This window comes from Pectinatus haikarae (assembly GCF_015732185.1).
Taxonomy (GTDB): Bacteria; Bacillota; Negativicutes; order Selenomonadales; family Selenomonadaceae; genus Pectinatus; species Pectinatus haikarae.
In genome coordinates this window covers 130,236-156,622 of sequence record NZ_WIQM01000001.1, presented here as the reverse complement: position 1 = coordinate 156,622, position 26,387 = coordinate 130,236, and the positions used below count along the sequence as shown (strand labels likewise).

The window sequence follows — 26,387 nt, the reverse complement described above, 5'->3', positions numbered from 1 at the left end:
ATTATGGCTCAAAATGATGTACAGATCAACATTATAGGTAAAGATAACGCGACGGGGGCCTTTCAGTCCGTATTATCATCTGCTGAAAAAACATCACGTAGCATACAGGGTTTAGGTGGTAATGTAGGCTCATTAAATTCCACCTTTTCAAATGCCGGCACAAGCATAATGTCGCTTAATTCTATTCTTTCCAACACTACAAGTTATGCTTTAGCTATAGCAGGTGTAAATGGACTTGGTGATGCTATGCATTCAACTATCGGGGCGGCGCTTGAATTTTATACTACAATGCAGACTGGTGCGGTATCTCTTGCTGGTTCCTTAATGTCTATGGGGCAGATCAATGGAGAATCCCTTACATGGAATCAGTCATTAAGTATGTCTAAAGAACTTATGCAAGAACTTAGTGATCAGGCGCTAGTAACGGGGGCCTCAACAAGAGAAATTTCTGACGTTTTCAGGGCAATGTTGCCGAACGCCTTGAATGCCGGAATGTCTATTGAACAGACGTTGAAATTAGCGGGTACCCTAACTACAACTGGTAAATCATTAGGCTTAAACGGAAACATTTTAATGCGTGATGCACAGGATCTAATCAGTGGTAAAAATGTTCAGCGTACAAAATTAGGTGCTGTTTTAGGTCTTACTAATGAAGATATTCAGCAGGCCAAACAATCAGCTAATGGATTATTTAATTTCCTAAGCACCAGACTTCAAGGTGAAATGGAAGCCAATCAGAATTACCTTGAACTACTAGAAGGACGCTGGAACCACTTAAAGGAAGCGATGGCTCGTATCGGTGGTTTAGGTGCAACGCCATTACTGAAATCAGTAACCGATGAATTGGCAAATATAGCCAACCAGTTTGTTAAAATTAACAATCAAACTCGTGAGGTAGAATATGTAAATCCGGATATAATAGAAGAAATTGCATCTGCCGGACAGGTTTTAATGAACTTTGGCAATCAGTTTCAAAAATTTGTTACGGATATCAGTGGTGTAGGCGTTCCAGCACTACATGCACTTGGTGCAGGAATTGATTTTGTATCACAGCATGCTGCCATAATGGGTGAAGTTTTAATGGTTACGTGGGTAGGCAGGGGCATTAATTCTTATATCTTGGATTATAGGAATGTATTAAATGGCGCGACAGAAGCAGAAACCTTCTTAGGGCGTGCTGCTCTTAAAACAAAAACTCAACTGCAAGCACAAACAGCGGCCATGACGGCGCAAAAGACGGCATATTTAAAAGAAGCACAAACATCAATGGCGACTATCGCTGCTACTTCTGCCCCGAAAGTCAGTAAAACAAATATTGCTGCAGAAATAGCTTTAGAAGCACAGTTGGGGCAGGTAGTGACAAATACTACCGGCGCTGAAACACGTAAAATGTTAGCCGCTACAACTGCTGCTACTGCTTTTAGGGGTGCAAACGCTGCCCTTTTGGCTGGTGAAAACGAACTTGCTATAAAGATACTAGAAACAAATACTTCTTTAGATGCGCAAGGGGTTGCCGCTGGTACAATGTCGGCTCGTGCTGCAAGTGCCATCGAACTTATCCAAATGGGTGAAACTGAACTTGCTCAAAAAATATTAGAAACCAATGCTGCTTTTGATTGGCAGGGAACGGCTGCAGCGACAGCAGGAGTAAAAGCTGTTGAAGGTGCGACTGCAGGTACAGCAGCGCAAGCAACTTTGACGGGTGAAGCTGCTAAGACAGCAACTGTTGTAGCTGGGGCTGGGACCACTGCTGAAGTTACGGGCGGCAAAATGGTTACAGCTGGACGTACGGCGACAACTATTGTAAAAGATTTAGCATCTTCTGTATTTACGTTGGCTGGAGGTTGGGTAACAGTTGCCTTAATGACAATGTATGCCACTTCTAAACTTGATGATTATTTCCAAAAAGAACAAAAATATACCAGAGAACATACGTTTCAAGCACCTAATGGACAATATTATACTTATCAACAAAATGGTAATATAACACCTGCCGCTAATTCAGAAGGGCTGCCAAGTTACGGAATCGATTCATACTCGTCAAAACTATTCGGTCAGTTTGGTATAGGGACGAGTAGTTCCAATAGTATTGATAATTATAATGACGAAGATATAAGGGAACAGGAAGCCGCTAAAGAACAAGCTGATTATGATGCTGAAATACAAAAAGAAGTTGATGAAGAAAAATCACAACAAGATCGTTGGTTGGCTATCCAAGAAAAGTTATCACAGGATCCTCACTATTTAGATACTCAAAAAGCAATTAAAGATTTAATGGGGCAGGTAACAGGTAAATATTCTGGTGACGATAATGATAAGTCGGCTCAAAAGGCTGCTCGTCAGCTTGCCCACCAAGAACAGCAGATTGCTGAAGCCAATAAACAATATTCTGATACTATTAATAAAAATGCGCAGCTTATCAAACAGGCTAACGATAAAATGAATAGCATTTTAGCAAGCTTAGATGAAAAGCTTCTTGAATACACCGGCACACAACTTCAAATTGATTTATCAAAAAATAAAAAAGAATGGACTGACATTGTTAAACAAATTCACGGAGCGGCTGTTAATTTAAAGACCCTGAGCTATACAACGGCTCAACATACCACTATGGGCGGCGGTTTAGGTGCAGACCTTTATAATATAGCCGCATCAAAAGACGGCATGCCTTATCAGCTTGGTGGTGATGGTGTTTCTTATACTGATTGTGGCAAATTATTTGTTGATGGCATTGAACAGGCAACAGGAGTGTCTATAGGTAGGACAGTAGACGCTATTGAACAATATGCATCGGATAATGGCGCTTGGCATCCGGCAGGCGATGGGTATATGCCTAATGTTGGTGACGGTGTTGTTGTATTAGGCGGTGACCATATTGTTATAAGCAACGGTGAAGGCGGATATGTTGGTGCTAATAGTTCGACAGGTGTGGTTGAAAAAAACAGTGTTGAAGGAGATTTCGGAGCGCCAGTTGGTTATGTATCGGTGTCTCAATTATTTCCCGAATATAACGCGCAGTCGGACATTAGTCAATCACAGGCTGCCATTCCACAGACTGATGCAGTTGGGACAATTACAGAGGCAGCAAAAGAATTAGGATTTGATAATATCCCACTTTTGATTGCGCTGGCCATGCGTGAATCTGGCGGTGACGATGTTAATAATATCAACGAAGATGCCTATAATCCTAACTCTGACGCTCGCGGTATGTTTCAGATTACGCCGGGACAAGATGTTGCTAATAATGATGGCAGTCGCTCTAATATTTCTGATCTTTATCCAGCTTATGACACGGATCCACTTGAAAATGCTAAAGCCGCAATTACTATATTACAGGATAAGATAAATCAATACGGTGATATATGGGAAGGCGTTAAACATTATGGTGAAGGCACAGACGAATACGAGGGGCAGGTTCAGGCTGATTATAATAGTTTAGGTGCTGGCATAAATCTAGCGCCTACTTCATTTAGTAGGTATACATCTCCTCTTACTAACAAAGCATTAACTGAAGCTGAACAAGATAGAAGCGAGGCGGATAAAAAGGCTTACCGTGATTGGAGTATCAGGCGTCGCAAACAGATAGAGGACACTTTATATACAAATGACCAGTTGAGCACTGATCCTGCTGCCAGAATTCATGCTATTCGCGATAAGGAACAATTTGATGTAAATGCCGCTAATGACCAATTTGAGGATATGGTAAAAGCTTCTGGTAAAAATAAAGGCGATACTGATATAGCGCAAGCTGATTTAGCTGCTAAAATTAAAAAAATTCATGAAGATGCAAACGCTCAAGTCCGTGAGGAATACAGTACTGAGCATGATGAAATAAAACAACACCTTTCTGATATGAGCTATTTACAAAATGATTACGAAAGTAATTTAGATATTAGGCAGCAAAAGGAATTAGAAAGATATATCAAGGTTCTAAACGAAGAATTAAACCAAACAGATATTTCATACAAGGACAGGCTTGCATTAACTAAGGAACTTGTTGAAAAACAACAGGAATTAGCTGAAAACAAAGGTAAATACTCAACAAATGATGCTTGGAAATCCACTATGCGTGAAATGAAAAGTTATCAAATGGATGCACAGTCAATTATGAAAAGCGGATGGAATAGTGTAACCGGTGATATCGAAGGTGTATTTAGTGATCTGCTGACGACAAATAAGTCATTTTCAGAACGCATGAAAAACCTGTATATAGATGTTGGTAATACTATCCTTAACACTATGACAAAGATTATCATGCAGGGACTCGTCATGAACAGTATTATGACCATATTTGGCAGTAACACAGGTTCATATTCGGGTCCATCAAGTGCATATGACATTGCATTTTCTAAAATGCAATCACTTTTGACTGATTCAACATCATCTGGGGCTGGATATACTTTTGGCAGTGCATATACCTTTAGGAACGTGTCTGCTTACGCCAGTGGTGGTGAAATGGATAGCGGATATGCTCTTGTTGGTGAAAATGGTGCAGAACTTATACACACAAATACACCAGGTTATGTCTATAATGCAAGAGAAACGGCAGATATTTTAAATCGCACTGCAAATAATAATAATAATGCGTCTGGCACTCCATCTGTTCAGATGACTTTAGTAAATAAAACAGGGCAGCAGATAAAAACAACTTCTGGAAACGTAAAATTTGACGGTAAAAAATATGTGGTATCCGCTGTATTGGAAGCTGTTGCCAATAATGATTCTAATATCAGAAATATATTTAAGGGGATGGTAGGATGAGTGATGCAATTGCATTTCCGGACATTATAAAACCATCCTATGGAACTACTATAGACCCCGAAGATACAAGCCTTTTAACAAAAATGGATGACGGTTCACAGGTCGGGCGCCGTAAATTTACTAAAAGCCGGCTATCATGGAAATTGAAGTGGGATGCTATCACCAAAAGTGATTATCTTATTTTATCAGATTTCTTACGGAATACGGTTTATTTTTCAGCGTTAACATTTGAGTGGATATGTCCTTTGGATAACACAACTTATACCGTAAGGTATACGGCAAAGGAAGAATTCGAGACAAAGGATGTTAATACCCTGACAGGTTCTATTACATTAACGGAGGCATAATATGCTAGCATTATCTTCAATTGCAAAAAAAGAAAAAAACAAAATGTCTACTGATTCCGTTATGCTTATACTTTTAGAATTGCAGGTGCCGATAAGTGGCGTAGACCCTATCAGAGTTTGCTATAACACCGAAGATATCACATGGAATGGTCAATTATGGCAAGCGTTTCCTCTCGAAATAGAAGAATGCAAGGAAGATTCGACAGGTTCCTACCCGTCTTTTGCTATTAAGGTAGACAATACAAGTCGCGCACTTACTTATTATATTGAAGAATCAAATGGTGCTAATGGTGGTACGGTAATTCTGCGTGTTGTAAATAGTAAAAATCTTAATAGCAATACACCAGAAATTGAAGAAAAATACGAAGTTACAAAATGCGACGTAGACCAAAATTTTGTGACACTCACTGTTGGCCCATCTTATTCACCGGATTCAAGACGCCCCATTGGAAGGTATTTAAAAAATGGCTGTAGGTTTCAGTACAAAGACGCTCGTTGCGGTTGTACATCAAGCGCTACTTCCTGTAATCATACATTATCTGGTTGCAGGGCAAATGGAAACAGCACACGCTTTGGCGGTTTCCCTGGTATTGATCAGGAAGGTGTATATGTATGATAAAATATGACGATTTAATCGGAGTGCCATTTAAAAATAATGGCAGGGATATAAAAACCGGAGTTGACTGCTATGGTCTTGCAATGGAAGTTTATGGAAGGTTTGGAATTAAGCTTCCGGAATTTTTCGCTGATTATGATGATAGCGATAAAATCAGCAACATTATTCATGGGCAAATGGATTCAAGTGTATGGCGAGAGGTTAAGCCTCCTTATCCGGTACCTGCTTTATTGGCAATAAGGTTTGGCGTACCGTCGCCTATTGTCAATCATACCGGGGTTTATATAGGCAATTCACGATTTATTCATATCAGGGAAAAGACAGGAGTTTGTATAGAAAACATACACAGCATAGCATGGCGACATGTGATTGCTGGCTTTTTTATTTATAAGGGCCAATTATGATAACAATCATCGTAGTAAAAAATCCTTTTGCGCCTTATAAAGGGCGCGAAATACATAAAATTAAATATAAGCCTGATAAAACACTGCTTGATTATACAAAGCCATACCTTTTTGATAATATAGATGCCGATAATATGATATTTGCCGTTAAAGGGAAATTAGTAAATCCTGATAATAAAATAAATGATGGTGACTTTATTGTTATGTCCCCGTCTATTGGTAAAGGTGGCGGTAAAAATCCACTACTTGTTGTAGCTACAATTGCTTTATCGGTGGCTGCCATGTCATTAGGTGCAGGGTTTGCAGGTGTATCCGCATTATCACAGGCAACAGGCTGGGCGGCTATTGGTGGGTATGCTGTTGCTGCTGGAGTTATGTATTTAGGTGGCACACTTATTAATCATGCTTTTGGCACGGCAAAAAAGGAAAGCGCATCGAATCCTACTTATAGCTGGGATGGAATTACTACTACCAGTGGACAGGGTAACCCTATCCCGCTTACCTATGGTACTGTAAAATCCGGTGGGCAAACGCTTAGTAAATTTATCACAATCAGTAATGACAATCAGTATTTATACTGGCTCATATCTGCTGGCGAAGGGCCGTTAAACTTTAGTGATATAGAAATGAACAGTAATCCGATTGGTTATTATAAAGATACCAGCTATGACATAAGAAACGGTACTTTTAACCAATCTGCAATAGCTAATTTTAATGATACTGTTTCGACATTGGCATTAGATCAGGAATTATTAACTGATTCTTATAGACAATATAATATTGACGGTAACGCTAATCAAGGCTTAATGATTCAGGTGGAATGCTCAAATGGTTTGTATTACGCAAATGATAATGGCAGTTTAGGTACAGAATGGGTATCAATAAAGGCTGATTATTGTATTACAGGCAGTAACAATTGGATAACATTTGTTAATGAAAGCATATCAGCAGCGCAGACAAGCGCAGTGCGTAAACAGTATAGGGTAGACGGTATAGCGGCCGGTACTTATACTGTGCGCGTTATTTGCACAGGGCGTGGTGCTGATATAGGGTCCACCAGAGCACAAACTCGAATCTGGTGGACAGCGGTTTCAGGAATAACTTATGATGACTTTTGTTATCCGGGGATCGGACTTATTGGAATTAAGGTCCTCGCCACAGATCAGCTGTCCGGATCACCAGCTGTTACCTTTTTAAAGACACGTTCAACAGTATTAGTCTATAATCCTGATAAAGCTGTTTATGAACAACAAGATGCTACTAATCCCGCATGGGCGTCATATGATGCCGTGCACAGGGCAGTGGATTTATATGGTGACGGTAGTGCGGTTGTCATAGATGGTGCGCCGGCAGAACTCATGATGTACGATAAGTTTGCTGCATGGGCGGCATCATGTACAGCAAAAAATCTACATGTGAATATTGAAGTCAATACAGCTGATGAGATGTTGACCGTCATAAATAAAAATATTGCCTGTGTAGGTTATGGCAGAGTGCAATTGTTCGGAGTCAAATATGGTTGCACATTTGACGATGTTGTGGATACGCCTGTTCAGATGTTTACAATGGGGAACATTATACAGGGAAGTTTCCAGGAAGAATTTTTGCAGACATCGGATAGAGCAAATGCCGTTGAAATAACTTTTACTAATAAAGATAAAAACTATGAACGTGATACTACAACTGTCTACTCAGATGATTATGATGAAGCAGATCAATATAATACAGTAACATCAATTACGATGGATGGCATAACAAGCTATGAACAAGCTTATGCTTATGGCAAGTACCAACTGTACTGTAATAAATGGCTTGTACGTACTTGTGTATTTAATGCCTCAATTGATGCAATAGCCTGTAATGTTGGCGATGTTGTTGCACTCTCACATGATGTGCCTGAATGGGCCTGTAGTGGGCGCATTACGGCCGTCAATGGAAATACTATTACAATGAATGGCATTTTTGATAATTATGATAGTGCAGCAGCTTATCAATTTCAGTATAGAGCGTCAGATACTGATTCCTTATATACTGTTGAGGTATCATCAATTACTATTTTGTCAGACGGCGTTCAAGCCGTTTTAGCTAGTCTTGGGACTGATGCACCATCAATAGGAGACATATGCGATATCGCTAAAGTAAACATAGGTTCCAAATGGTTTACAATTAAAGCTATCACCAGAAGCAATAATGGCGAATTTGAACGCCAAATTACAGCTTTGGAATACAATGCGAATGTCTTTAGCCAGAACTATACAGTACCACCGCAGAACTATTCTACTGCACAAGCTAATCAGGCACAGAATGTTATTAATATATCAGCAAGGCAAGTACATTGGCTGGCATCAGATGGTACAAAACATGCTCATTTATATGCCTCGTGGGAACTTCCATCAGGCGCATACGCAAGCAAGTTTCTCGTTTATGCATCAACTGATAACGTGAATTTTAATATGATTGCAGAGGTAAGCGCATTTTCAATTGATTTTGATACACTTCCAGATACCATTTATTACTTAAAAATAAAAACTATTACTAATTTGTCTCAGTCAAGTGGAGTTACAATTACCGCTGATGTTGGACAGGATATCCCACCTAACGACGTTACTGGACTTATGGTTATACAGGTTCTATCAAATGCTACTCAGGTTAAATTAACATGGGCAGCTAATACCGATATAGATCTTAAAGGATATCGTGTCTATGTAAATAATATCCTTGTTTCAAATATTTTAACAGACTCAACTTATATTTATACCGCATCTTCAACTGGCTCATATACTTTTGGAGTGGTAGCGGTAGATAATAGCGGAAATGAATCAACAAACCCTGATATACAAACGGTCACGATAACTTGTGAACCCGCAGATGTAGCAGGGTTTTCCTTTGCACAATCCGATGCAGATCGCAGTATTGCAGTGTTCACTTGGAACGCCAATACCGAAATAGACCTTAGCTACTACGAAATACGCATGGGCGATACTTGGGACACAGGAACAGTCATCGTTACCAAGACCAAGGCTACGACTGTACGGTATACGTTGCCAAGTTCTGGACACTATACATTCTGGGCAAAGGCAGTGAATGCTGAGGGATTTTATTCTGTTACTCCTACAAATCTCACAGAACAGATAACACTTGAACCAGATGTCGTAACGAACCTTGCAATAGTCCAGTCTACGCAGGATAAATCTAAAGCTATATTGTCGTGGACTGCATCGTCGGGCAGCGATATTTCATATTACGTTGTTAAATACGGTGGCGTTTGGAGTAACGGCGCACTTGTTGCGCAGACCAAGGAAATCACGCTGGAAACTGCACTTCCGGGTAATGGCACTTTTCATTACATGGTGCAAGCCGTGACAGTCGCCGGGTATGTCAGCACAATAGCAAGCATAGATATCGTTGATGTTTCCATACAGCCATTTGATGTCACAAACTTTAAAGCTACACAAAGCAGCACTGATAAAACGATAGTGCGCCTTACTTGGGATGCACCATCAGAAGTTGACATTGCTTACTATGTGATAAAGTCAGGTGTATCTTGGGATACTGGTACGATACTTTCTCCACGTGTCTCCACGACTCTTTATGACGTAGAGTTAACTGATGAATTATCACATACATGGCTGATTAAAGCTGTGACTATCGCGGGTAATGAATCACAGTATGCAGCATCAGTTAGTGGTAATTACGACCTTAGACCTACTGCGGTTTTATCGTTGCAAGCTACGCAGAACGCTGATGACAGAAGTATTCTCAATATCCAATGGGGCGAAGTTGACGATGGCGACCTTAGCGGATATCAAGTCAAGATTGGTTCCGATTGGAATAGCGGAGAAAGCCTACCATTTACCCGTGAACTTTACTCTACGTATACATTGGCCGCCAGCGGCAATTACAAAGTAATGATAAAAGCTGTGAATAATGCTGGATATTACTCAGACGAATTGTCAATTTCAGTGAATGTGCAGGTTGAACCTTCGGACGTTACTGGCTTTATGGCGTTTCAGAATGGTGATACCGTGGAACTTTATTGGAATAAAAGCAGCGATGCTGATGTTACAGGCTATGAAGTCCATGAAGGATATTCGTTTGACCAAGGCAGCACAGTTGCAACAGGAATTACCAATGCTAATTACACAGTTGATATAGATAATACAAGAACTTATAGGTACTTTGTAAAGGCAATAAACAGCAGTGGTAAGTACAGTATCAACGCAGCTAGTGCCTCGGTTACTGTGTTAAGCATTTCTTCTCGGAATGTCATTGAAACTTACGATGAAATAGCACTGGCAAGCGGTACTCACAGCAACACTGCATTCGGTGTATCTGTCTTGAACTTCCAGACACTCGGCGGTAGATTCAGTGACTATCCTACGACGAAATTCAGTGATATTGGTGGTGCGTCGGTGCTGAAATTAGCAAAGGATACTAGCGGTAATTATTTTGCATCCGGCACTTATCTCTCGGCAGTAATTGACGTAGACAGTGTCATAACTGCAAATGTGACTACGCTGTTCACAAGCTCTGCCGCACTCAAAGGCGGTTTGGCGGCATTGTACATTCGGACTTCACAGGACAATACTACTTGGATGGACTGGGAAGTTTTCAAGCCTATTCAACGTACTTTTCGATATATCCAATTTCGTATAGACATTGCGACTACTGATACTACTAAAACACCGGAAGTAAATCAATTTATGGTGTCTATTGATGTGCCAGATACCGATATACGCAAAACTGTATCTTTGTCTGCCGCAATAAACACGATATCCTACGGGCACACGTTTTACACTAATCCTACAATTATAGGTACTGTGATAGGTTCTGGCCTGCAGTTTGAATTACTAAGCGTGGATAAGGCTCAATGCACAGGACAAATTGTAGATAAAACTAATAACGATGCTGTTGTTGCGGGCAGTGTATGTCTGCAAATTGGCGGCTACTAAGGAGATGGTATAAATGTCATATAATGGCGATAATCCTGCTGACACCGAATATATCAGCGCTGCACCTGCAGAAATCAGGGCAAATCAGGAGCAGCTACGTACTGGGCAAATTGTTGATGCAAAAGGCGCAGCAGGGCTTATACCTAGTAACAACACAGGACAGATACCTGTTTCAAATGGTACAGTTTGCGTAAATCTCAACGCCGACATGGTGGATGGACATCATGCCAGTGAATTTGCTATGGTGGGCCATGTACATGCGGCTGCCACGGTAAATACAGATGGCTTTGAGTCTGCCGCAGATAAAACTAAGTTGGATGGCATTGCCTCAGGCGCGGAGGTAAATCAAAACACATTTGCAAATGTCGCAGTTGGCAGTAACACAATTCAAGCGGATTCCAAGCAAGACACTTTGACGGTTGTTGCGGGTGCAAATATAAATATCGTTGCTGATACTACAAACGACAAATTGACCATTGCAGTAACTGGGTGTGTGCTAAACAGCGGTGGTGCTATATCCGGTGCCCTAAATTTGGCAAATAATATACAGATAAATGGCGTAGACAAAGCAGGTACAGCGTATAATTTGGTATTGCGTGATGCCAACAATAATAGTATCCTTGGTTCTACTGCCTATCCTACGATACTTAATTCTAGCGTTAATCCTACGTGGAGCAATGGCACAGCTACTAAGACGCTGGCTACTACAGATGGCACAGTAGCTAATGCTGCTAATGCTGTTGCGGCAACAAAGGCTACACAAGATGCCAGCGGTAATGTCATTATTGATACCTATGCACCTTTGACATCACCAACATTAACAGGTACGCCTAAGGCACCCACAGCGGCCTCGGGGGATAATACAACACAGATAGCTACAACGGCTTTTGTAACTGATGCGATAAATAAAGTAGTTTCTGGTAATACTCTTACATTTGGCAGTGTGACCATAGGAGTTGATAGTTAATGAGTGACTTGTACTATATTTTTAATGGTATAAAAAACACTATGGAATTGGTCAATTCTAAACGATCTGGTTATGATTATCTCACTGTAGATGGGGCATATGCATTATTACTGCCAGCATATGAAGCTTCGTATACTACGAAGCTTTGGGTAAGCAGGGACGGTGGAACGACTAAGAAATATATTGCTATTCGTCAGACTTTTAACGTTACTATTTCTCAATCTGCGAACCAGACAATTACAGTAATATGCAATGGTACCAGCTATACATCATCATTTACTGCCAGATATGGTGATGCTTTCAGCGTTTCTATCATTGGCAACAACGGCTATACAGCAGGCGGCGTCAATGTATCATCTGGGAATGTTACAGGAGATATAACAGCATATGCAACGAGTGGGGCTACATTAGTTGTTGCAGGCAGTGTGACATATGCAAGTAATCAAACAGCTTCTGGGCAATTTATTGTACCTGCACATGTTAATGTATTAGCGGTTTATAGTAATGCATGGAGTGGTTCAAGAAATGTAGCCGTTACTTCTGGTAATCAATATTTAATTAGGGTAAGCACACAACGCAAAATTGGTGTTGACGTCTATAGAGAAACATTCGTATCGATTGGTAATGCAGATTTATCAAAACATACATCCGATCCAAATCCACTTACAATAACGATATCATGGTCAGATGCTGTTAATACTTATGGTACTGGGTGTAGTGCTAATTATCAGTCAGTATGGAATAGCAACTGAAGCTTGTAATCTAACTGCTGTGACAAGCTATCAAGCCGATAAATCGTGATAAGGTGGTGATTATTTTTGGAAGACAATACTGAATTTCAAAAAGAGACAGTAAGCAGGCTGTCAAGTATAGAAGCTCAATTAAAGATGCTTAATGAATCATGCATCCCATGTCAGTTAAGGATAAACAACGCTAATGACATAGCAAAAGAAGCTCTACTGTCAGCAAAGTCAGCGCATCATCGGCTTGATGACATGGAAAACTCGCGAAAAGAACTTAAAACCGATCTGGGCAATGTTATTGATGATAAAATTGGCAGTATCAATCGTACAGCACGTATAGTCAGTGGGCTTACTGCTGCTTTTATAAGCATTGTCGGTATATTATTACAGCATTTTTGGAGGTGATCATTAAAATCCGTTATCTAAGTGGGAGGTGTGATATTGATTTTCCTGACAAAAATAAAAAATCACATAGCAGTTATCTGCATTGGATTCGGACTACTCGCAGCGGCGGTAGTCCTTTTTTCATGGGTATATGGTTACTGGTCTAATGGACTTTACGGCACAAAGTTCCAAATTGATAGCTGCTGGCAGGGGATATCCGCCTGCGGTATGGGACTTGTGGGTTTGTTTAAATGGATGATAGACAGCAGTAAAAACAGTGTGCCGGGTGAGTTTCCGGATAGAAAGGATTGATAATAAATGACAATAGTAACACAAAATCAAAAGCTGTCGGATGAGGATAAACAAAAAATCAAGGATATATTTGCACAGTCTAATTGTCCGAATGAAAGCCTTGAAAACACTTTTCCAAGCTTTAACTGCATTAGGGATAACATATTATATTTTTGTGATGTTAATGCTCCATGTAAGATTACGGAGGATATTGCAATATGAGAATAATTGATTTATCCGCATGGCAAACTAATGTAAACTGGCAAGCGATTGCCGATGCCGGCTTTAAAGGTGTGATTTTAAAAATAGGTGAACGGTCGGAGCTTGACTCAATGTTTGTTGATCACGTCAATAACGCAGTCGCACACGGTTTGAAATATGGTGTTTATTATTACGGCCATGCTAATACCGTGAATGACGCAAAAGCCGAAGCGTCGCAGGTTGACGCATGGATAAAGACTTACCTGAACGGCGCAAATCCGGAACTTGGTATCTGGTACGACGCAGAGGATAACAGTATGCTGTCCGGTCCGCAAAACGTTGTCTATCCAATAACGGCATTTATTACAAGCCTTAATGCTGTCGGATATAACTATGTTGGTTTGTACAGCTCGTATAACTGGTTATCTAATCAGATTGATCTAACTTGCTTACCTGATTATGTGCCGATTTGGTCAGCGCAATATAACAGCAAAAATGATCTTTTAACCGAACATCCTGAATTAAAGCATAAAATATGGCAGTATACCGACCATTATAGCGATAGTTTACCTTATGATGCGAGCGAATATTATGAGTGATGAAAAAGTAAAGTACAAGGAAAGATATATCAAAAAAAGTACGGGGGAAGAATATATTGTATTTGCGGCAGGCGACGCAACATGCGTACTTGTGCCAATGAGTCCCGAAGGATATGTGCATGACTTTGACCGTGCGGAATTCTGGCTTAATGGAACTGATATTCACAGTGAATTTGAAAGGAAGTTATAATAATGGCAAATGAACAGAATCAGGAAACAACAAATCAGGCGGCACAACAAAGTGCTCAACCGGCAGTAAATGACGACAAGGCGGCAATAAAAGCTGACATCGAAAAAATGACCGCTGCAGTGACATCATTAGAAACCGCGGGCGCAGACTTATTTAGCGGTGCTATTTCTGATATTAAAGACAACATCAAGGCCAAGACCGATAAATTAGCGGTACTTGTCGAAAAAGAAAAGGCTGCGGCTGAAACAGCGGTTGATGATGTAGTAAAAGATACCGAAACAGCTATCGAAAATGCAGGCTCAGAAACTACTTCATGGTGGGTAAAATACCGTTATGACGTATATGTTATAGCAGGATTACTGATGTTAGGCTACTACATTTTTGTAAAATGAGGTAATTGTATGATAAATTTTATAAAAGGCCATAAAAAGATTATCATAGGTGCGCTGACCATTATTATTTTAGGTATCAGCGCATATTTTATTTACCAACATTTTCATCCGGCACAGCCGGTGACAAATGAATCACAGCAACAGGCTGAAACCCCTGCTGGTGTAGAAAATGCTGCCACTAATGCTGATGTTGAAATATCCAGTGATCAGGCAAAAGAGGCAGCAAGCCAGATAAAATACATCGTATCGTCCGGACAGCAACCGCAATATGTCGTTTACACGACAGCCAGCGCAGCACCTGCAGCCGAAAAGGTGGCGCAGGAAAAAGCCAATGCTGATTTTTCTATTGTGACGGACCCAGCGAATTCAACTGAAACGGTAGATACCTCTAAATTGCCCTCTGACACGCAAATAAGCCTGAACCAATACAATGTTCAAGCTTACAAGAAAGTATTGCATACGGTCTCCTATGCGCCGAAAGCGATAGATAATCCAAGCCCGAAGGAAGTAGGTTATTCGGTGTCGCGTAAAATCACGAAAGGCGGCCAGTACCTCGGCGTTGGCGTTGATTATAATTTTGATGATAAGGCAACAATGGTAAAATTAGAATATACATGGTAGGGAATAGCCCGGCATTGGCATAAAACCAGTGTCGGGCTTTTTTATTTTGTACATACTTTTTTTCAAAAGAAATTACATAAAACCTAAAATTCCTTGAAAAAATAAGCCGGTAGAAAAATTCTACCGGCTGTCAGTAATCAGTCTCAAAATTTGGGGAGCAATTAGATTGCCTGAAGTGAAGTTAAAGTCACAACACTGACATTAAAATCGGTGTTGTGGCTTTTTGTGTTATAATTACGAAAAAGGAGCGTAATAAATATGAAAAGAATAATATCAGTTATAGCAATAATTGTTATATTTTTAGCCGGTTTTATGGTCGGCTGCGGTAGCAAGGAAAACCAGAAAGAAAGTGCGTCCGTAAATAAAACTGTTGAAGCACAAGCAACACTACCTCAAGATATAAGCCATTCAAATACCGTAAATGCCGTTGGAACAATCGAAGTGGCTTTTAGCCCAAATGGGGCCGCTACAGATACGGTAATAAAAGCTATCAATGAAGCTAAAAAAAGTATTAGAGTACAGGCATATTCATTTACAAGCGCACCGATTGCAAAGGCTCTTGTACAAGCACAAAAACGCGGTATTGATGTAAAAATTATCTTAGATAAGAGCCAGGAAACGGCAAAATATTCCTCTGCAACATTTTTTGCAAACAACAGTGTTCCGGTGAAAATAGATCATGATTTTGCAATTGCGCATAGTAAAGTTATGATAATTGATGATGTAAATATAGTTACCGGCTCATTTAATTTTACTAAAGCTGCGCAAGAAAAGAATGCCGAAAATGTTTTGGTAATAAGAGGTAATGAAGAGTTGGCTAAATATTATTTAGAAAATTGGCAATGGCGTTGGGAAAATACACAAGACTATAGCAATAAAAAATAAGCCGGCAGAAATCTGCCAGCCTATCAGTAATCAGCTATTATATTTTTATTAAGTACGGCTGTTATTAATTAAGGTAATGGCTGTTCTATATTTATCAACTGTGCCCAAAGTGTGCCCAAAGTGTGCCCAAAGACCACTTGAAAGTCTGTGCCCAAATCCTTATAAGCCTTGATTTTACTGGTAGGGCATGGTGGTTTCGAACCACCGGCCTCTTGAATGTGAATCAAGCGCTCTCCCCCTGAGCTAATATCCCAAAATACATATGCCAAAAATCTCTGAACACTATTGGTGTGACTGGCAGGAGTCGAACCTGCGGCCTATTGCTTAGGAGGCAACCGCTCTATCCGTCTGAGCTACAGCCACACTCTAAACGACCTATATATTATAGCAAATTTTTAATATTATAGCAAATACAGTCACCGAAATATTAATGCAATAATACTTTTTCGATAAAACTATTACAAATCAGCTGTTGTACAAGCAGCAAAGGGATCATTAGTTTTATCATCATTCCACATATATTCCATTCTTATAGCTATATCAGTCGCGATTTTTCTGCTGAAGTGATCTTCTGTAAAACCAAGTGTCATATCGATTCCTGCTGATACACCGGAAGATGTATAAAATTCCCCGTCATTTGTCCATCTGGCGCTTCTTTCCCAAAGAACAGGCAGTTTTTGGGAGAGCACCCATTCAAACGCTCTTTTATTGGATGTAGCTTTTCTTCCGTCCAGCAGACCTGTCTTTGCAAGTGCCAATGATCCGGTACAGACAGTAAGACAATATTGTGCTTTTTGTACAGCTTTTTTCAAAAGAGCAATCGTTTCGCTGTCATTGATCAGCGTACGGATACCCTGCCCTCCCGGAATAAAAAACAGTCCGGAAACATTTTCAGCATCAAGCTTTTTTGTCATTACAGGAACTTCTTGACTGCTGTTTATAATCCCGCCTTTACATGAAACGAACTGTAATTGACAATCAGGTACATACCCTAACACCTCTACCGGACCAAATACATCCAATGTCTCAAAATTGTCGAATAAAAAAATATTTGCCTTCATAATTTCTGACCTCACACAGGTTCTTTTATTATAACCTGTTCCTTTTTATCAACTTCAACAAGCTGAACACTTATTATTTCCCTGGCGGCAGTAGGAACATTTTTCCCCGCATAATCAGCCCGTATAGGCAATTCTCTGTGCCCGCGATCAATAAGCACGGCAAGTTGTATAGCATGAGGCCGCCCAAGATCAGTAAGTGCGTTAAGCGCCGCTCTGATGGTACGCCCGGTGTAAAGAACATCATCGACCAAAACAATTGTTTTTCCTGTTATGTCACAGGGAAATTTTGTTTCGCGAATTACTGGCTGATAGGCTAATGTAGACAGATCATCACGATATAACGTTATATCAAGCATCCCAACCGGAACAATTACATCTTCAATATTTTTTATTTCCGAGGATAATCGTTCCGCAAGAGGAACACCGCGTGTACGAATACCAATAAGAACAATATTCTGCACACCTTTGTTTTTTTCAATTATTTCATGAGCAATCCTTGTCAGCGCCCGATGAATTCCTTTTTCATCCATCAAAACTGTTTTATCAACAAAATCCGCCATTGTTTTCACTTCCGTTTCTATTTTTCAGAGCAGCAAGTATCTTTACCATATCATCCGGCACCGGAGCCGTAAAGAGCATCTCCTGCCCTGTTGCAGGATGATAAAGTTTAAGCGTATTGGAATGTAATGCCTGCCCTGCTATTTTTCGATCCAGTGGTTTATTGCATTTTGAATAACACGGATCACCGAGCAGCGGGTGCCCTATATATGCCATATGCACTCGTATCTGATGCGTCCGTCCAGTCAAAAGCCTGCATTTGATAAAAGTATATTGCCGAAAACGCTCTAAAACCTCAAAGATAGTGGCAGCGCTTTTGCCCTTGCCTACAAGTACAGCCATCTTTTTTCGGTCAACGGGATGACGTCCTATATTGCCGTTGATCCGTCCCTCATTCTCACTGATATTGCCGTTTGCGATAGCCAGGTAACAGCGCTGTGCTTTCTTGCTGCCGATCTGTTCAGCAAGACTCAAATGAGCTTCATCCGTTTTTGCTGCTACCATGACACCCGAAGTGTCCTTATCAAGCCGATGAACTATACCCGGCCTGATGATCCCGTTTATTCCGGAAAGATCATGGCAATGTGCCAATAATGCGTTAACGAGCGTACCGCTGTAAACTCCTGGAGCAGGATGGACGATCATTCCCCTTTGTTTGTTTATAACTATAATATGTTCATCTTCATATAAAATATCCAGCGGTATTTTTTCTGCTTTTATATCAAGCGGCACTGGCTCCGGGACAATAACAGTAATACAATCATTACTTTTTAAACGATAATTTGCCTTGATTTTCTTTCCATTGACAAGAATATTTTCACCGGCAATAAGTTTCTGTACCGCAGAACGGGATAATGTATTATTTTGCGCAGAAACAAAAGCATCCACTCGTTCGTTATCCTGCTTTGCCGTATATTCATATAGACTCATCACTCAGTCAGTCCCTTTGTAAAAATATGATAAATAATAATGACCACTCCTGAGACTATTGCTATATCTGCTATATTGAAAATCGGCCATATATGAAAATCAAAATAATCGACAACTATTCCCAGCCTGATTCTGTCTATTAAATTCCCAGCGGCGCCGCCAAGCAGCAAAGCCATACCGAAACGCAGCATGCAGCACTGTTTTTTTAATACAGGATAAAAATATGCTCCGCAGATCAATACCAGCATTGTTACTATTATGAAAAACAACCGCTGATCTTCCAATATGCCGAAGGCGGCACCTGCATTTTGAATATACGTAATGCTGAATATATCCTGAACAACAGGAAAGGACATTCCCGGCAGCATAGACGACTGAATATAGTGCTTAACTGTCTGATCGATAAAAACTATAACCATAATGCATATGATGAACATAATATCAAATCTCCACGTTTTATATATATCGTCTTAACAAAATACCGATACGTCCTTTTTTTGTTTTTCCTTTTATTTGGAATACTTCAACCCTTCCTCGTCCGCGCATGGAAACAACATCCCCCTCTTTAACTGTCTGTGAAGGGTTTTTGACCGACTGCCAATTTAATTTAAGTTTGTCCGCCTCAATATCTGATGTCATCTTGCTGCGGGAGGTTCCATACCCGGCAGCAGCTATTGAATCAATGCGCAGAGAAGCTACCGTAGCTGATATTTCTTTGCTGCGTTCTTCCTTCGCCGCGATGGAAGATAAATCGTCATAAGTGCATGAAACTGCCGCCGAACCTATAGACACAAGATTAGTCATGATGAACTCGGCTATTTTGTCCAGGCAGATTATTTTCACACCCCCGCTGTTTATGACAAGATCGCCTATATTGCGCCGATCTATCCCCAGCCCCATCAACGCTCCCAACACATCGCGGTGCAGAAGATGATAATATTTATCGTTCCATGCCGCATTGATCAATTTAAGACTAAATAATGGATTTCCCATAAAATCATCATGAATGAAAGCAGCACACTGCCTTTCTGCTCCGATATACCCACCATCAAACTCGACACGTATTCCCCCGTAATTGGCGGTAATAGTTTCGGCTATTTCCTGCCCATAAGGATCGAGAAAATCGCTGGTACGAAATTTTCTTGTTTTGTTTACAGCTTCTATATTATCGATCAAACGGACAGCGATCTCCTCGCCCTCCGTACCTTTATAAAAACGAATAATCTTATCACGATCAGCCATACTATTTTTTCCCCATTGCCTTAGATTTTTCCACAGCTGCTGTTATGGCGTCTATCATAGCGCCACGAACACCGCGCTGCTCCATGATATGAACTCCCTCGATAGTAGTTCCTCCCGGCGATGTTACCTGATCACGCAGCTGAGCAGGATGCATACCCGTTTCAAGAACCATTTTTGCAGAACCGAAAACCGTCTGTGCTGCCAGTTTAACGGCGGTATCTCGTTTCAAGCCTGCCCTTACGCCGGCATCGGACATAGCATCGATCAATATAAAAATAAAAGCCGGTCCGCTGCCTGATAGTCCTGAAACAGCATCCATTAATTTCTCTTCAACTATTACAGCCTGCCCTGCCGAAGAAAAAATTCTTTCAGCAATATTGGCATCCGCTTTTTTTGTCTTACTGCCCGTGGCTATCGCTGACATTCCCGCACTCACCGCCATAGGAGTATTAGGCATAACACGGATAACCGGATTATCAGGAAAACTTTTTTCTAAATCAGCAAGCGCCAATCCCGCTATAATAGATATAATAATTGCTCCGGCATCAACACTGTCTTTTATTTCATCGACAGCCTTAAACGCTGTCTGCGGTTTTATAGCTAAGATCACTACATCAGCAGTTTTTATAAAAGACTGCGCCCCTACTATTGCATTTATACTATATTTTTCTTTCAGATAATTACAACGGTCTTCTTTATGATCGGAAACATAAATATCCTGCGGCTTAATCCACGGTTGAGAAGATATGCCGCAGACTATAGCTTCTGTCATTGCCCCGCCGCCTATAAATCCTATTTTCATAAAATCACCCCAAATATATCGTTATTTATTCCCAAGGAAGTTTATCATCACGTGGTGGAACGGGTTTTGATGCTGCTGCATCAGAAAAAGTAACATTCACGTTATTAGGTGCACATAAAAAAATATGCTGCCCTACCTTTTTTATGTCTCCAGCAAGAGCGTACGTAGCACCGCTTATAAAATCGATAATCCTTTTTGCCGTTTCGTCGTTTGTATTTTCGAAATTCAAAACAACAGGTTTGCGCGCTTTTATGTGTTCGGCAATTTGCTGAGCATCGTCAAAAGAAGCCGGTTCAATAATTATAACCTTCATTTGCCTGCCGGCTATACCGGAACTGTTTCCCGCTGAATTTGCGGCAACCGACTGAAAGTCAACCACATTGTCCTGGCTGACAGGACTATCCTCATATTCTTCATATTCATCCGACTCAGGATCCATTTGCCTGTTGCGTGAATCTCCACGGTTTTTATCTTTATCGTCAGTCAAACCCATTTTACTGCCAAACTTATCAAAAAAACTCATAATCGCTCCTCCTTAATATTGGCGCGGTCCGAATATGGCTGTACCAACACGTACAATATTGGCACCTTCTTCAATGGCAATTTTATAATCATGTGTCATTCCCATAGAAAGATATTTTATATCAGCATTCAAAAATTCCATTTTTTGCACTTTCCTAAACAATTTATACATAGAATTGAACATGGGCCGGACTTCTTCAAGATTTTCAACATTAGGCGCTATAAACATGAGTCCACGCAGTCTCAATTTTTCCAGAGAATCTATATCAAGCAGCAGTGCCGGCAGATCTTCCATATATACTCCGTTTTTACTCTGTTCTTTTACTAAATTCACCTGAACAAGTATATCCTGAACTTTATCTATCTTTGCCGCTTCTTTATTTATTGCCTCAGCAATTTTTATACTGTCCACTGACTCGATCAAATCAAATATTTTTACTGCCTGTTTCGCCTTATTGGTCTGCAAATGCCCGATCAAATGCCATTCCACCGTGTTGCCAAGCTGCTGATATTTCTCTGATGCCTCCTGAATACGGTTCTCACCTATAAAAGCTGTTCCTGCATCAATTGCTTCACGTATCTCTGAAACAGTGTGATTTTTTGTCACTGCGACAAGTTTTACCTTTTCTGTCATATCCGACTGACGCTTTTCACTGGCTTCTTTAATAAAAGTCTCTACTGCTGCTATGTTTTCCCTTATCATTATTATATCTCCTCTGAAGATATATAGTACCTTCATTTCGTACAAATATTAATATATAAAATGCATATATATTCACAGATAAATAACATATCTGCCACTAAATGCCAACTAAAATAAATTCCTCTTAAAAACAGTAATTTCCTGCTGCCGCTAAATTTTTTTACAGATACTGCACCGGTTATTTCAGACAAATGACAGCGGCATGCCTTCCCGTTTTTCCTTTTTCTGCCCTATATGAGTAAAATTCATCAACATTGCAGCTGGTGCAGCAATGTTCAGATGAAATATTTTCAGAACTAATCCCTTCCTGCACAAGCAGCGCACTGTTCGCCTCATAAAGAGAAAGATGATATTTACCTTCATCACGAAAAAGTATGCGTGAAAAAGCAGTTGATGGTAAATGCATAGATGTGAAAATATCATTGAATTTTTCGGCTACTTCATCACCTATTTCATAACAGCAGCCGCCGATGCAAGGTCCGATCGCCGCAATACAATCACTCGGTTTCGTACCGTATGCGTCATGCATTGCACGCAATGTTTTTGCGGCTATATTGCCCAGCGTTCCCCGCCAGCCTGCATGAGATAATCCGATGGCATCATTCCTGGGATCATATATAAACACCGGTGTGCAATCAGCAAAAAAGAGCATGAGGGCTATATTTTTTTTATTTGTGATCAAACCATCGGTATTCTCTATAATATCCTCAAGAGTGAGCGTCCCGCGCCCCATATCTTTTTCATCGACAATGCGGACATTTGTGCCGTGCACTTGCTCGCAGCAAACTGTACGCGATAACTTAATACCGAGTTCCCCGCAAAATCTTTTTCTGTTCTCGATTACTCTAGCCGTTTCATCACCCACATGCAGACCCAAATTTAAAGATTGATAACAGCCTTCACTGACACCGCCGCCTCTTTGTGATATGCCATGAATAATTTTATTTTCATACCTACTCAAAACAGATAATTTATAAAACGGTCGAACTGTCTTCATTGTATTATCTCCTTTAACAAACGCCGCATCGCTTGCAGCCGTCAAAGCACTTTACAGTAAATTTTTGTTTTTTTGCCATTTCCAGTTCGTGGATAAAATAATCATTTTTTACCCCCATCTCCAGTATGTTCCATGGTAAAAGTTCATCAATATTTCTTTCACGGTAAAGATAAAAGGAGTCGCTGATTTTATGGGTTTTCATAACTCGCCGAAAGGCCTTACTGCCTCCCAGCATGTGCGCCTCATAAAGAATCTGCGACAGCTTTCTGTCTCCGCGCGCCAATATCCCCTGTAAATATGCCGCTTTAGGTGATTCGGTCAAGACTTCAATATTCTTTTCTTTCTTTAAAGAAGCCCTTATATATTTCATTACCGCGGAAACTTTTTGCATATCGGCCATAGCCATCCATTGAAATGGCGTAAACGGTTTAGGAACAAATGGGTTTACGCTCAATGTCAACTTACCGCGGGCCTTGTTCTTATCCATATACCCGCGCAGATCAAACGCCATTTTTATTATGGCTTCTATATCTTCATCAGTTTCTTCCGGCAGACCGACCATAATATAAAGGCGGAAATTCTGAATACCTGCCTTTATTCCCATATCTATTGATTTATACAGGTGAGCATCTTCAATTCCTTTATTGATAATGCGGCGCAGTTTTACACTGCCCGCTTCCGGGGCAAGTGTAAGCGTTTTTTGCCCGCTTGCAGCCAAAGAATCAACCAGCAGCTGCGTGACAGAGTCTGCCCGAAACGAAGCCACAGACATCGGATGGTTACGCTCATTTATGAAGCGGCATATCTCATCGATTTGCGGATGATCGGATACAGCCGCTCCCATCAATCCTATTTTTTCCTTTGCCGGAACATTGCTTATCATCTGCATGATGGATTCTATACTTCTGTTGCGCGGGACACGAAAACAATAGCCTGCCATACAGAAACGGCAATGGCGTCCGCAGCCGCGAGCTGTTTCAATCAAGTAAAAATTAAATTCTGTGTTATTGCTTTTGATTACTGTATGTGCCGGATAATCATCTATATTTTTTACCCACTGCCGTAATATATTTGCCGGTACATTTTTATCCGGATAAATGTACCGCAGCACGCCGCTTTCATCATAGTCATGTTTGTAAAAGGCAGGAACATATACACCAGGAATATTAGCCAGACAAAGCAATGCTTTCTGGCGTGACTCCCCTTTCCTGCGTGTGCTGAGATATACATCAAGAAAATGATTTATTGTTTCTTCGCCCTCACCGATAATAAAAGCATCAATGAAAAGATACAACGGTTCGGGATTAAACGTAGCACATGGTCCTCCGGCGATTACCAAGGGATCATTTTCACCGCGTTCTGAGGCCAGCAATTTTACTTTGCCGCGTGACAGCATGGACAATATATTAAAATAATCCAACTCAAAAGACACGGCAAAACCTATAATGGCAAATTCATAAAGAGGATTTTGCGACTCAAGACTCAAGAGTGGAGTATTGCTTTGTTCGTATTGCTTTTGCAGATTGCCGTCCGGAAGAAAAAAACGTTCGGCCGCGCTGTCGGTACGAGAATTTATTTGATGATAAATTATATGCAGCCCAAGATTGGACATACCGACATTATAGTGGTTGGGATAGCAAAGTGCAAAACGTGTACGGATACCGGCAGGATATAAACTATATCCTTCTTCGGCAGCCAAAATTTCCTGTAAATGATTTTTAATTTTCCATGACAAAATTTGTACCTCCAAAAGTTAGTGCAATGCTTCATCAGATCAACAGCTGTAAAAAAAAAGCCGTTGGCAAAACCACAATACTGGCAGCATAATATTTATTATGGCAACCAAAAGCAGTTTTGGCAACAGTCTTTTTATTTTTTATTCTCTTTCGTTGATCTCAATTCTGCCAGTTCCTGAGCAAAATTATCAATATCTGTGAATTTGCGGTAAACAGAAGCAAAACGTATATAAGCTACTTCATCAAAATGTTTTAATCTCTCCATAATAAGTTCACCGATTTTTTTGCTGGGAATTTCAGATGCCATCATATTATGCAAATCCTTTTCGATATCGTCTGCAAAATGAATGATATCCTCGATAGGAATGTCCCGCTTATAACATGAGCGAATAATACCGTTCAAAAGTTTATTGCGATCAAAAACAGCACGACGTCCATCATTTTTTATGACTATAAGCGGTATTGTTTCTACTGTTTCATAAGTCGTAAACCGTTTGCCACAGGCAGAGCATTCTCTGCGGCGTCTTGTTGAATTTCCGTCATCTGCAGACCGTGAATCAATGACGCGGCTGTCAACTGTGCCGCAAAATGGACATTTCATCTATGCACCTGCTTTATTTTTTTACATCTTCTATTTTATCCTTGGTAAACTTTTTGGTAACCACTGCACCGTCAGCGCCTAAACTGCCAGCATCCTTACCGTTGATCATAATTTTTACCGCTCCCGCATTACCCAAAATCACTTGAATTTCCTGTTTTCCGTCCCATTTAAAAGTGCTGCCCTGATCAACAGTTTTTTCAAGAACTGTTTTTCCATCTACTTTTACTTCCACCCAGCATTTATTATTAAAAACAGCTTCCATATGAACGCCATCATATTCAACAGGTACCGGTGTTTTCTCCACAGGCTCTGCTGCCGGCTGGACAGCCTTTGTATCGGCCGCAGGCACAACAGGCCCCACTGATGCTCCTGACGACGTCAAAAGGGGCATGACAAAATAAGCTGCGCAGCCAATCACTACTATAGCTATTATTAAACCAAACACAATATTGGCAGAACTTCTTTTTTTCCGACGTTCTTCCACACGCTGCCGAAAGCCAGACTCGGATTTATCAACCTTAGTCAGGGAAGAATGCTGCTGATCAGATGCGGCGGATTCATCAGCAGTCTGTGGATTATGCTGCCTTAGATAACTATCGTCTTCTGGTGCAGCGATTCCATTTTCTTCATAATACTTTTTTAAAATCTCATTATAATCAATATCTAAAAATTTTGCATATGTCTTAATAAAACCCTTAAGATATACCTCACCGCGTATTACCTTATAGTCACCTTTTTCTATGGCTTCCAAATATAAAATACGGATATTTGTCTCATTCTCGACATCCTTTAAAGTAATCTGCCGTTTTTCCCGTTCCTGTCGGAAAATATCGCCGATCATAGCATTTTTCTCCCTTCGTCAAAGGACTTTGCCTTACATTA

Annotated in this window: 26 protein-coding genes and 2 tRNA genes; 14 read left to right on the top strand and 14 right to left on the bottom strand. The window is 40.5% G+C overall.

What is annotated here, in order from left to right; genetic code table 11:
- Positions 1-3 precede the first annotated feature (3 nt).
- The 14 genes from I6758_RS00755 to I6758_RS00690 all read left to right on the top strand — a co-directional run bounded on the left by I6758_RS00755 (position 4) and on the right by I6758_RS00690 (position 16,353).
- Positions 4-4,761: a transglycosylase SLT domain-containing protein gene (locus I6758_RS00755; protein ID WP_196603297.1), complete on the top strand. Its 4,758-nt coding sequence runs from the start codon at positions 4-6 to the stop codon at positions 4,759-4,761.
- Positions 4,758-5,108, top strand: a complete 351-nt coding sequence (locus tag I6758_RS00750) for a hypothetical protein (RefSeq protein ID WP_196603296.1) — start codon at positions 4,758-4,760, stop codon at positions 5,106-5,108. Before I6758_RS00755 ends, I6758_RS00750 begins: the two co-directional genes overlap by 4 nt.
- 1 nt (position 5,109) lies before the next feature.
- Positions 5,110-5,724, top strand: coding sequence for a DUF1833 family protein (locus I6758_RS00745; RefSeq protein ID WP_269140311.1), 615 nt, complete (start codon positions 5,110-5,112; stop codon positions 5,722-5,724).
- A complete protein-coding gene (locus tag I6758_RS00740; protein WP_196603294.1) occupies positions 5,721-6,128 on the top strand; it encodes a C40 family peptidase in 408 nt (135 codons plus the stop codon). Before I6758_RS00745 ends, I6758_RS00740 begins: the two co-directional genes overlap by 4 nt.
- Entirely contained in the window at positions 6,125-11,080 is a 4,956-nt protein-coding gene (gpJ, locus tag I6758_RS00735; protein WP_196603293.1) for a TipJ family phage tail tip protein, read from the top strand. Before I6758_RS00740 ends, gpJ begins: the two co-directional genes overlap by 4 nt.
- 13 nt (positions 11,081-11,093) lie before the next feature.
- Positions 11,094-12,047, top strand: a complete 954-nt coding sequence (locus I6758_RS00730) for a hypothetical protein (RefSeq protein WP_196603292.1) — start codon at positions 11,094-11,096, stop codon at positions 12,045-12,047.
- On the top strand, positions 12,047-12,799 hold the full coding sequence (locus I6758_RS00725; protein ID WP_196603291.1) for a hypothetical protein: 753 nt from the start codon (positions 12,047-12,049) through the stop codon (positions 12,797-12,799). Before I6758_RS00730 ends, I6758_RS00725 begins: the two co-directional genes overlap by 1 nt.
- 66 nt (positions 12,800-12,865) lie before the next feature.
- The gene (locus I6758_RS00720) at positions 12,866-13,195 is read left to right on the top strand and encodes a hypothetical protein (protein ID WP_196603290.1); all 330 of its coding nucleotides are present in this window, start codon (positions 12,866-12,868) and stop codon (positions 13,193-13,195) included.
- A 36-nt stretch (positions 13,196-13,231) separates the two neighbouring features.
- Positions 13,232-13,486, top strand: coding sequence for a hypothetical protein (locus I6758_RS00715; protein ID WP_196603289.1), 255 nt, complete (start codon positions 13,232-13,234; stop codon positions 13,484-13,486).
- A gap of 197 nt (positions 13,487-13,683) precedes the next feature.
- The gene (locus I6758_RS00710) at positions 13,684-14,265 is read left to right on the top strand and encodes a GH25 family lysozyme (RefSeq protein ID WP_196603288.1); all 582 of its coding nucleotides are present in this window, start codon (positions 13,684-13,686) and stop codon (positions 14,263-14,265) included.
- Entirely contained in the window at positions 14,258-14,455 is a 198-nt protein-coding gene (locus tag I6758_RS00705; RefSeq protein WP_196600114.1) for a hypothetical protein, read from the top strand. Before I6758_RS00710 ends, I6758_RS00705 begins: the two co-directional genes overlap by 8 nt.
- Positions 14,456-14,457: 2 nt before the next feature.
- Entirely contained in the window at positions 14,458-14,847 is a 390-nt protein-coding gene (locus I6758_RS00700; protein ID WP_196603287.1) for a hypothetical protein, read from the top strand.
- 9 nt (positions 14,848-14,856) lie between these two features.
- On the top strand, positions 14,857-15,468 hold the full coding sequence (locus tag I6758_RS00695) for a hypothetical protein (RefSeq protein WP_196603286.1): 612 nt from the start codon (positions 14,857-14,859) through the stop codon (positions 15,466-15,468).
- Positions 15,469-15,726: 258 nt separating this feature from the next.
- A complete protein-coding gene (locus I6758_RS00690) occupies positions 15,727-16,353 on the top strand; it encodes a phospholipase D family nuclease (RefSeq protein ID WP_196603285.1) in 627 nt (208 codons plus the stop codon).
- A gap of 178 nt (positions 16,354-16,531) precedes the next feature.
- Here I6758_RS00690 and I6758_RS00685 read toward each other — a convergent pair.
- From I6758_RS00685 to I6758_RS00620, 14 genes are all read right to left on the bottom strand, one after another.
- Positions 16,532-16,606 (bottom strand) — tRNA-Val (locus I6758_RS00685).
- Between the two features lie 33 nt (positions 16,607-16,639).
- Positions 16,640-16,716, bottom strand: a tRNA-Arg gene (locus I6758_RS00680).
- Between the two features lie 95 nt (positions 16,717-16,811).
- Entirely contained in the window at positions 16,812-17,414 is a 603-nt protein-coding gene (locus tag I6758_RS00675; protein WP_196603284.1) for a DJ-1/PfpI family protein, read from the bottom strand.
- A gap of 11 nt (positions 17,415-17,425) precedes the next feature.
- Positions 17,426-17,974 carry a bifunctional pyr operon transcriptional regulator/uracil phosphoribosyltransferase PyrR gene (gene pyrR, locus I6758_RS00670; protein ID WP_196603283.1) on the bottom strand — a complete coding sequence of 183 codons (549 nt, stop codon included), beginning with the start codon at positions 17,972-17,974 and terminating at the stop codon, positions 17,426-17,428.
- Positions 17,958-18,902, bottom strand: a complete 945-nt coding sequence (locus tag I6758_RS00665; RefSeq protein WP_196603282.1) for an RluA family pseudouridine synthase — start codon at positions 18,900-18,902, stop codon at positions 17,958-17,960. The genes pyrR and I6758_RS00665 overlap by 17 nt, the downstream gene beginning before the upstream one ends.
- A complete protein-coding gene (gene lspA / locus I6758_RS00660; protein ID WP_196603281.1) occupies positions 18,902-19,339 on the bottom strand; it encodes a signal peptidase II in 438 nt (145 codons plus the stop codon). Before lspA ends, I6758_RS00665 begins: the two co-directional genes overlap by 1 nt.
- A 19-nt stretch (positions 19,340-19,358) precedes the next feature.
- Positions 19,359-20,144 carry a YlmH family RNA-binding protein gene (locus tag I6758_RS00655; RefSeq protein WP_196603280.1) on the bottom strand — a complete coding sequence of 262 codons (786 nt, stop codon included), beginning with the start codon at positions 20,142-20,144 and terminating at the stop codon, positions 19,359-19,361.
- 1 nt (position 20,145) lies between these two features.
- The gene (gene proC, locus I6758_RS00650; RefSeq protein WP_196603279.1) at positions 20,146-20,946 is read right to left on the bottom strand and encodes a pyrroline-5-carboxylate reductase; all 801 of its coding nucleotides are present in this window, start codon (positions 20,944-20,946) and stop codon (positions 20,146-20,148) included.
- Between the two features lie 25 nt (positions 20,947-20,971).
- A complete protein-coding gene (locus tag I6758_RS00645) occupies positions 20,972-21,469 on the bottom strand; it encodes a cell division protein SepF (RefSeq protein WP_196603278.1) in 498 nt (165 codons plus the stop codon).
- A gap of 12 nt (positions 21,470-21,481) precedes the next feature.
- Positions 21,482-22,171, bottom strand: coding sequence for a YggS family pyridoxal phosphate-dependent enzyme (locus tag I6758_RS00640; RefSeq protein ID WP_196603277.1), 690 nt, complete (start codon positions 22,169-22,171; stop codon positions 21,482-21,484).
- A gap of 178 nt (positions 22,172-22,349) precedes the next feature.
- Complete coding sequence (gene pgeF, locus I6758_RS00635; RefSeq protein WP_196603276.1) at positions 22,350-23,168, bottom strand: peptidoglycan editing factor PgeF; 819 nt, start codon at positions 23,166-23,168, stop codon at positions 22,350-22,352.
- A gap of 13 nt (positions 23,169-23,181) precedes the next feature.
- Positions 23,182-24,903: a TIGR03960 family B12-binding radical SAM protein gene (locus I6758_RS00630; protein ID WP_196603275.1), complete on the bottom strand. Its 1,722-nt coding sequence runs from the start codon at positions 24,901-24,903 to the stop codon at positions 23,182-23,184.
- A 134-nt stretch (positions 24,904-25,037) separates the two neighbouring features.
- Complete coding sequence (gene nrdR, locus I6758_RS00625) at positions 25,038-25,505, bottom strand: transcriptional regulator NrdR (RefSeq protein WP_196603274.1); 468 nt, start codon at positions 25,503-25,505, stop codon at positions 25,038-25,040.
- Positions 25,506-25,518: 13 nt separating this feature from the next.
- The gene (locus I6758_RS00620; RefSeq protein WP_196603273.1) at positions 25,519-26,346 is read right to left on the bottom strand and encodes a helix-turn-helix domain-containing protein; all 828 of its coding nucleotides are present in this window, start codon (positions 26,344-26,346) and stop codon (positions 25,519-25,521) included.
- Positions 26,347-26,387 lie beyond the last annotated feature (41 nt).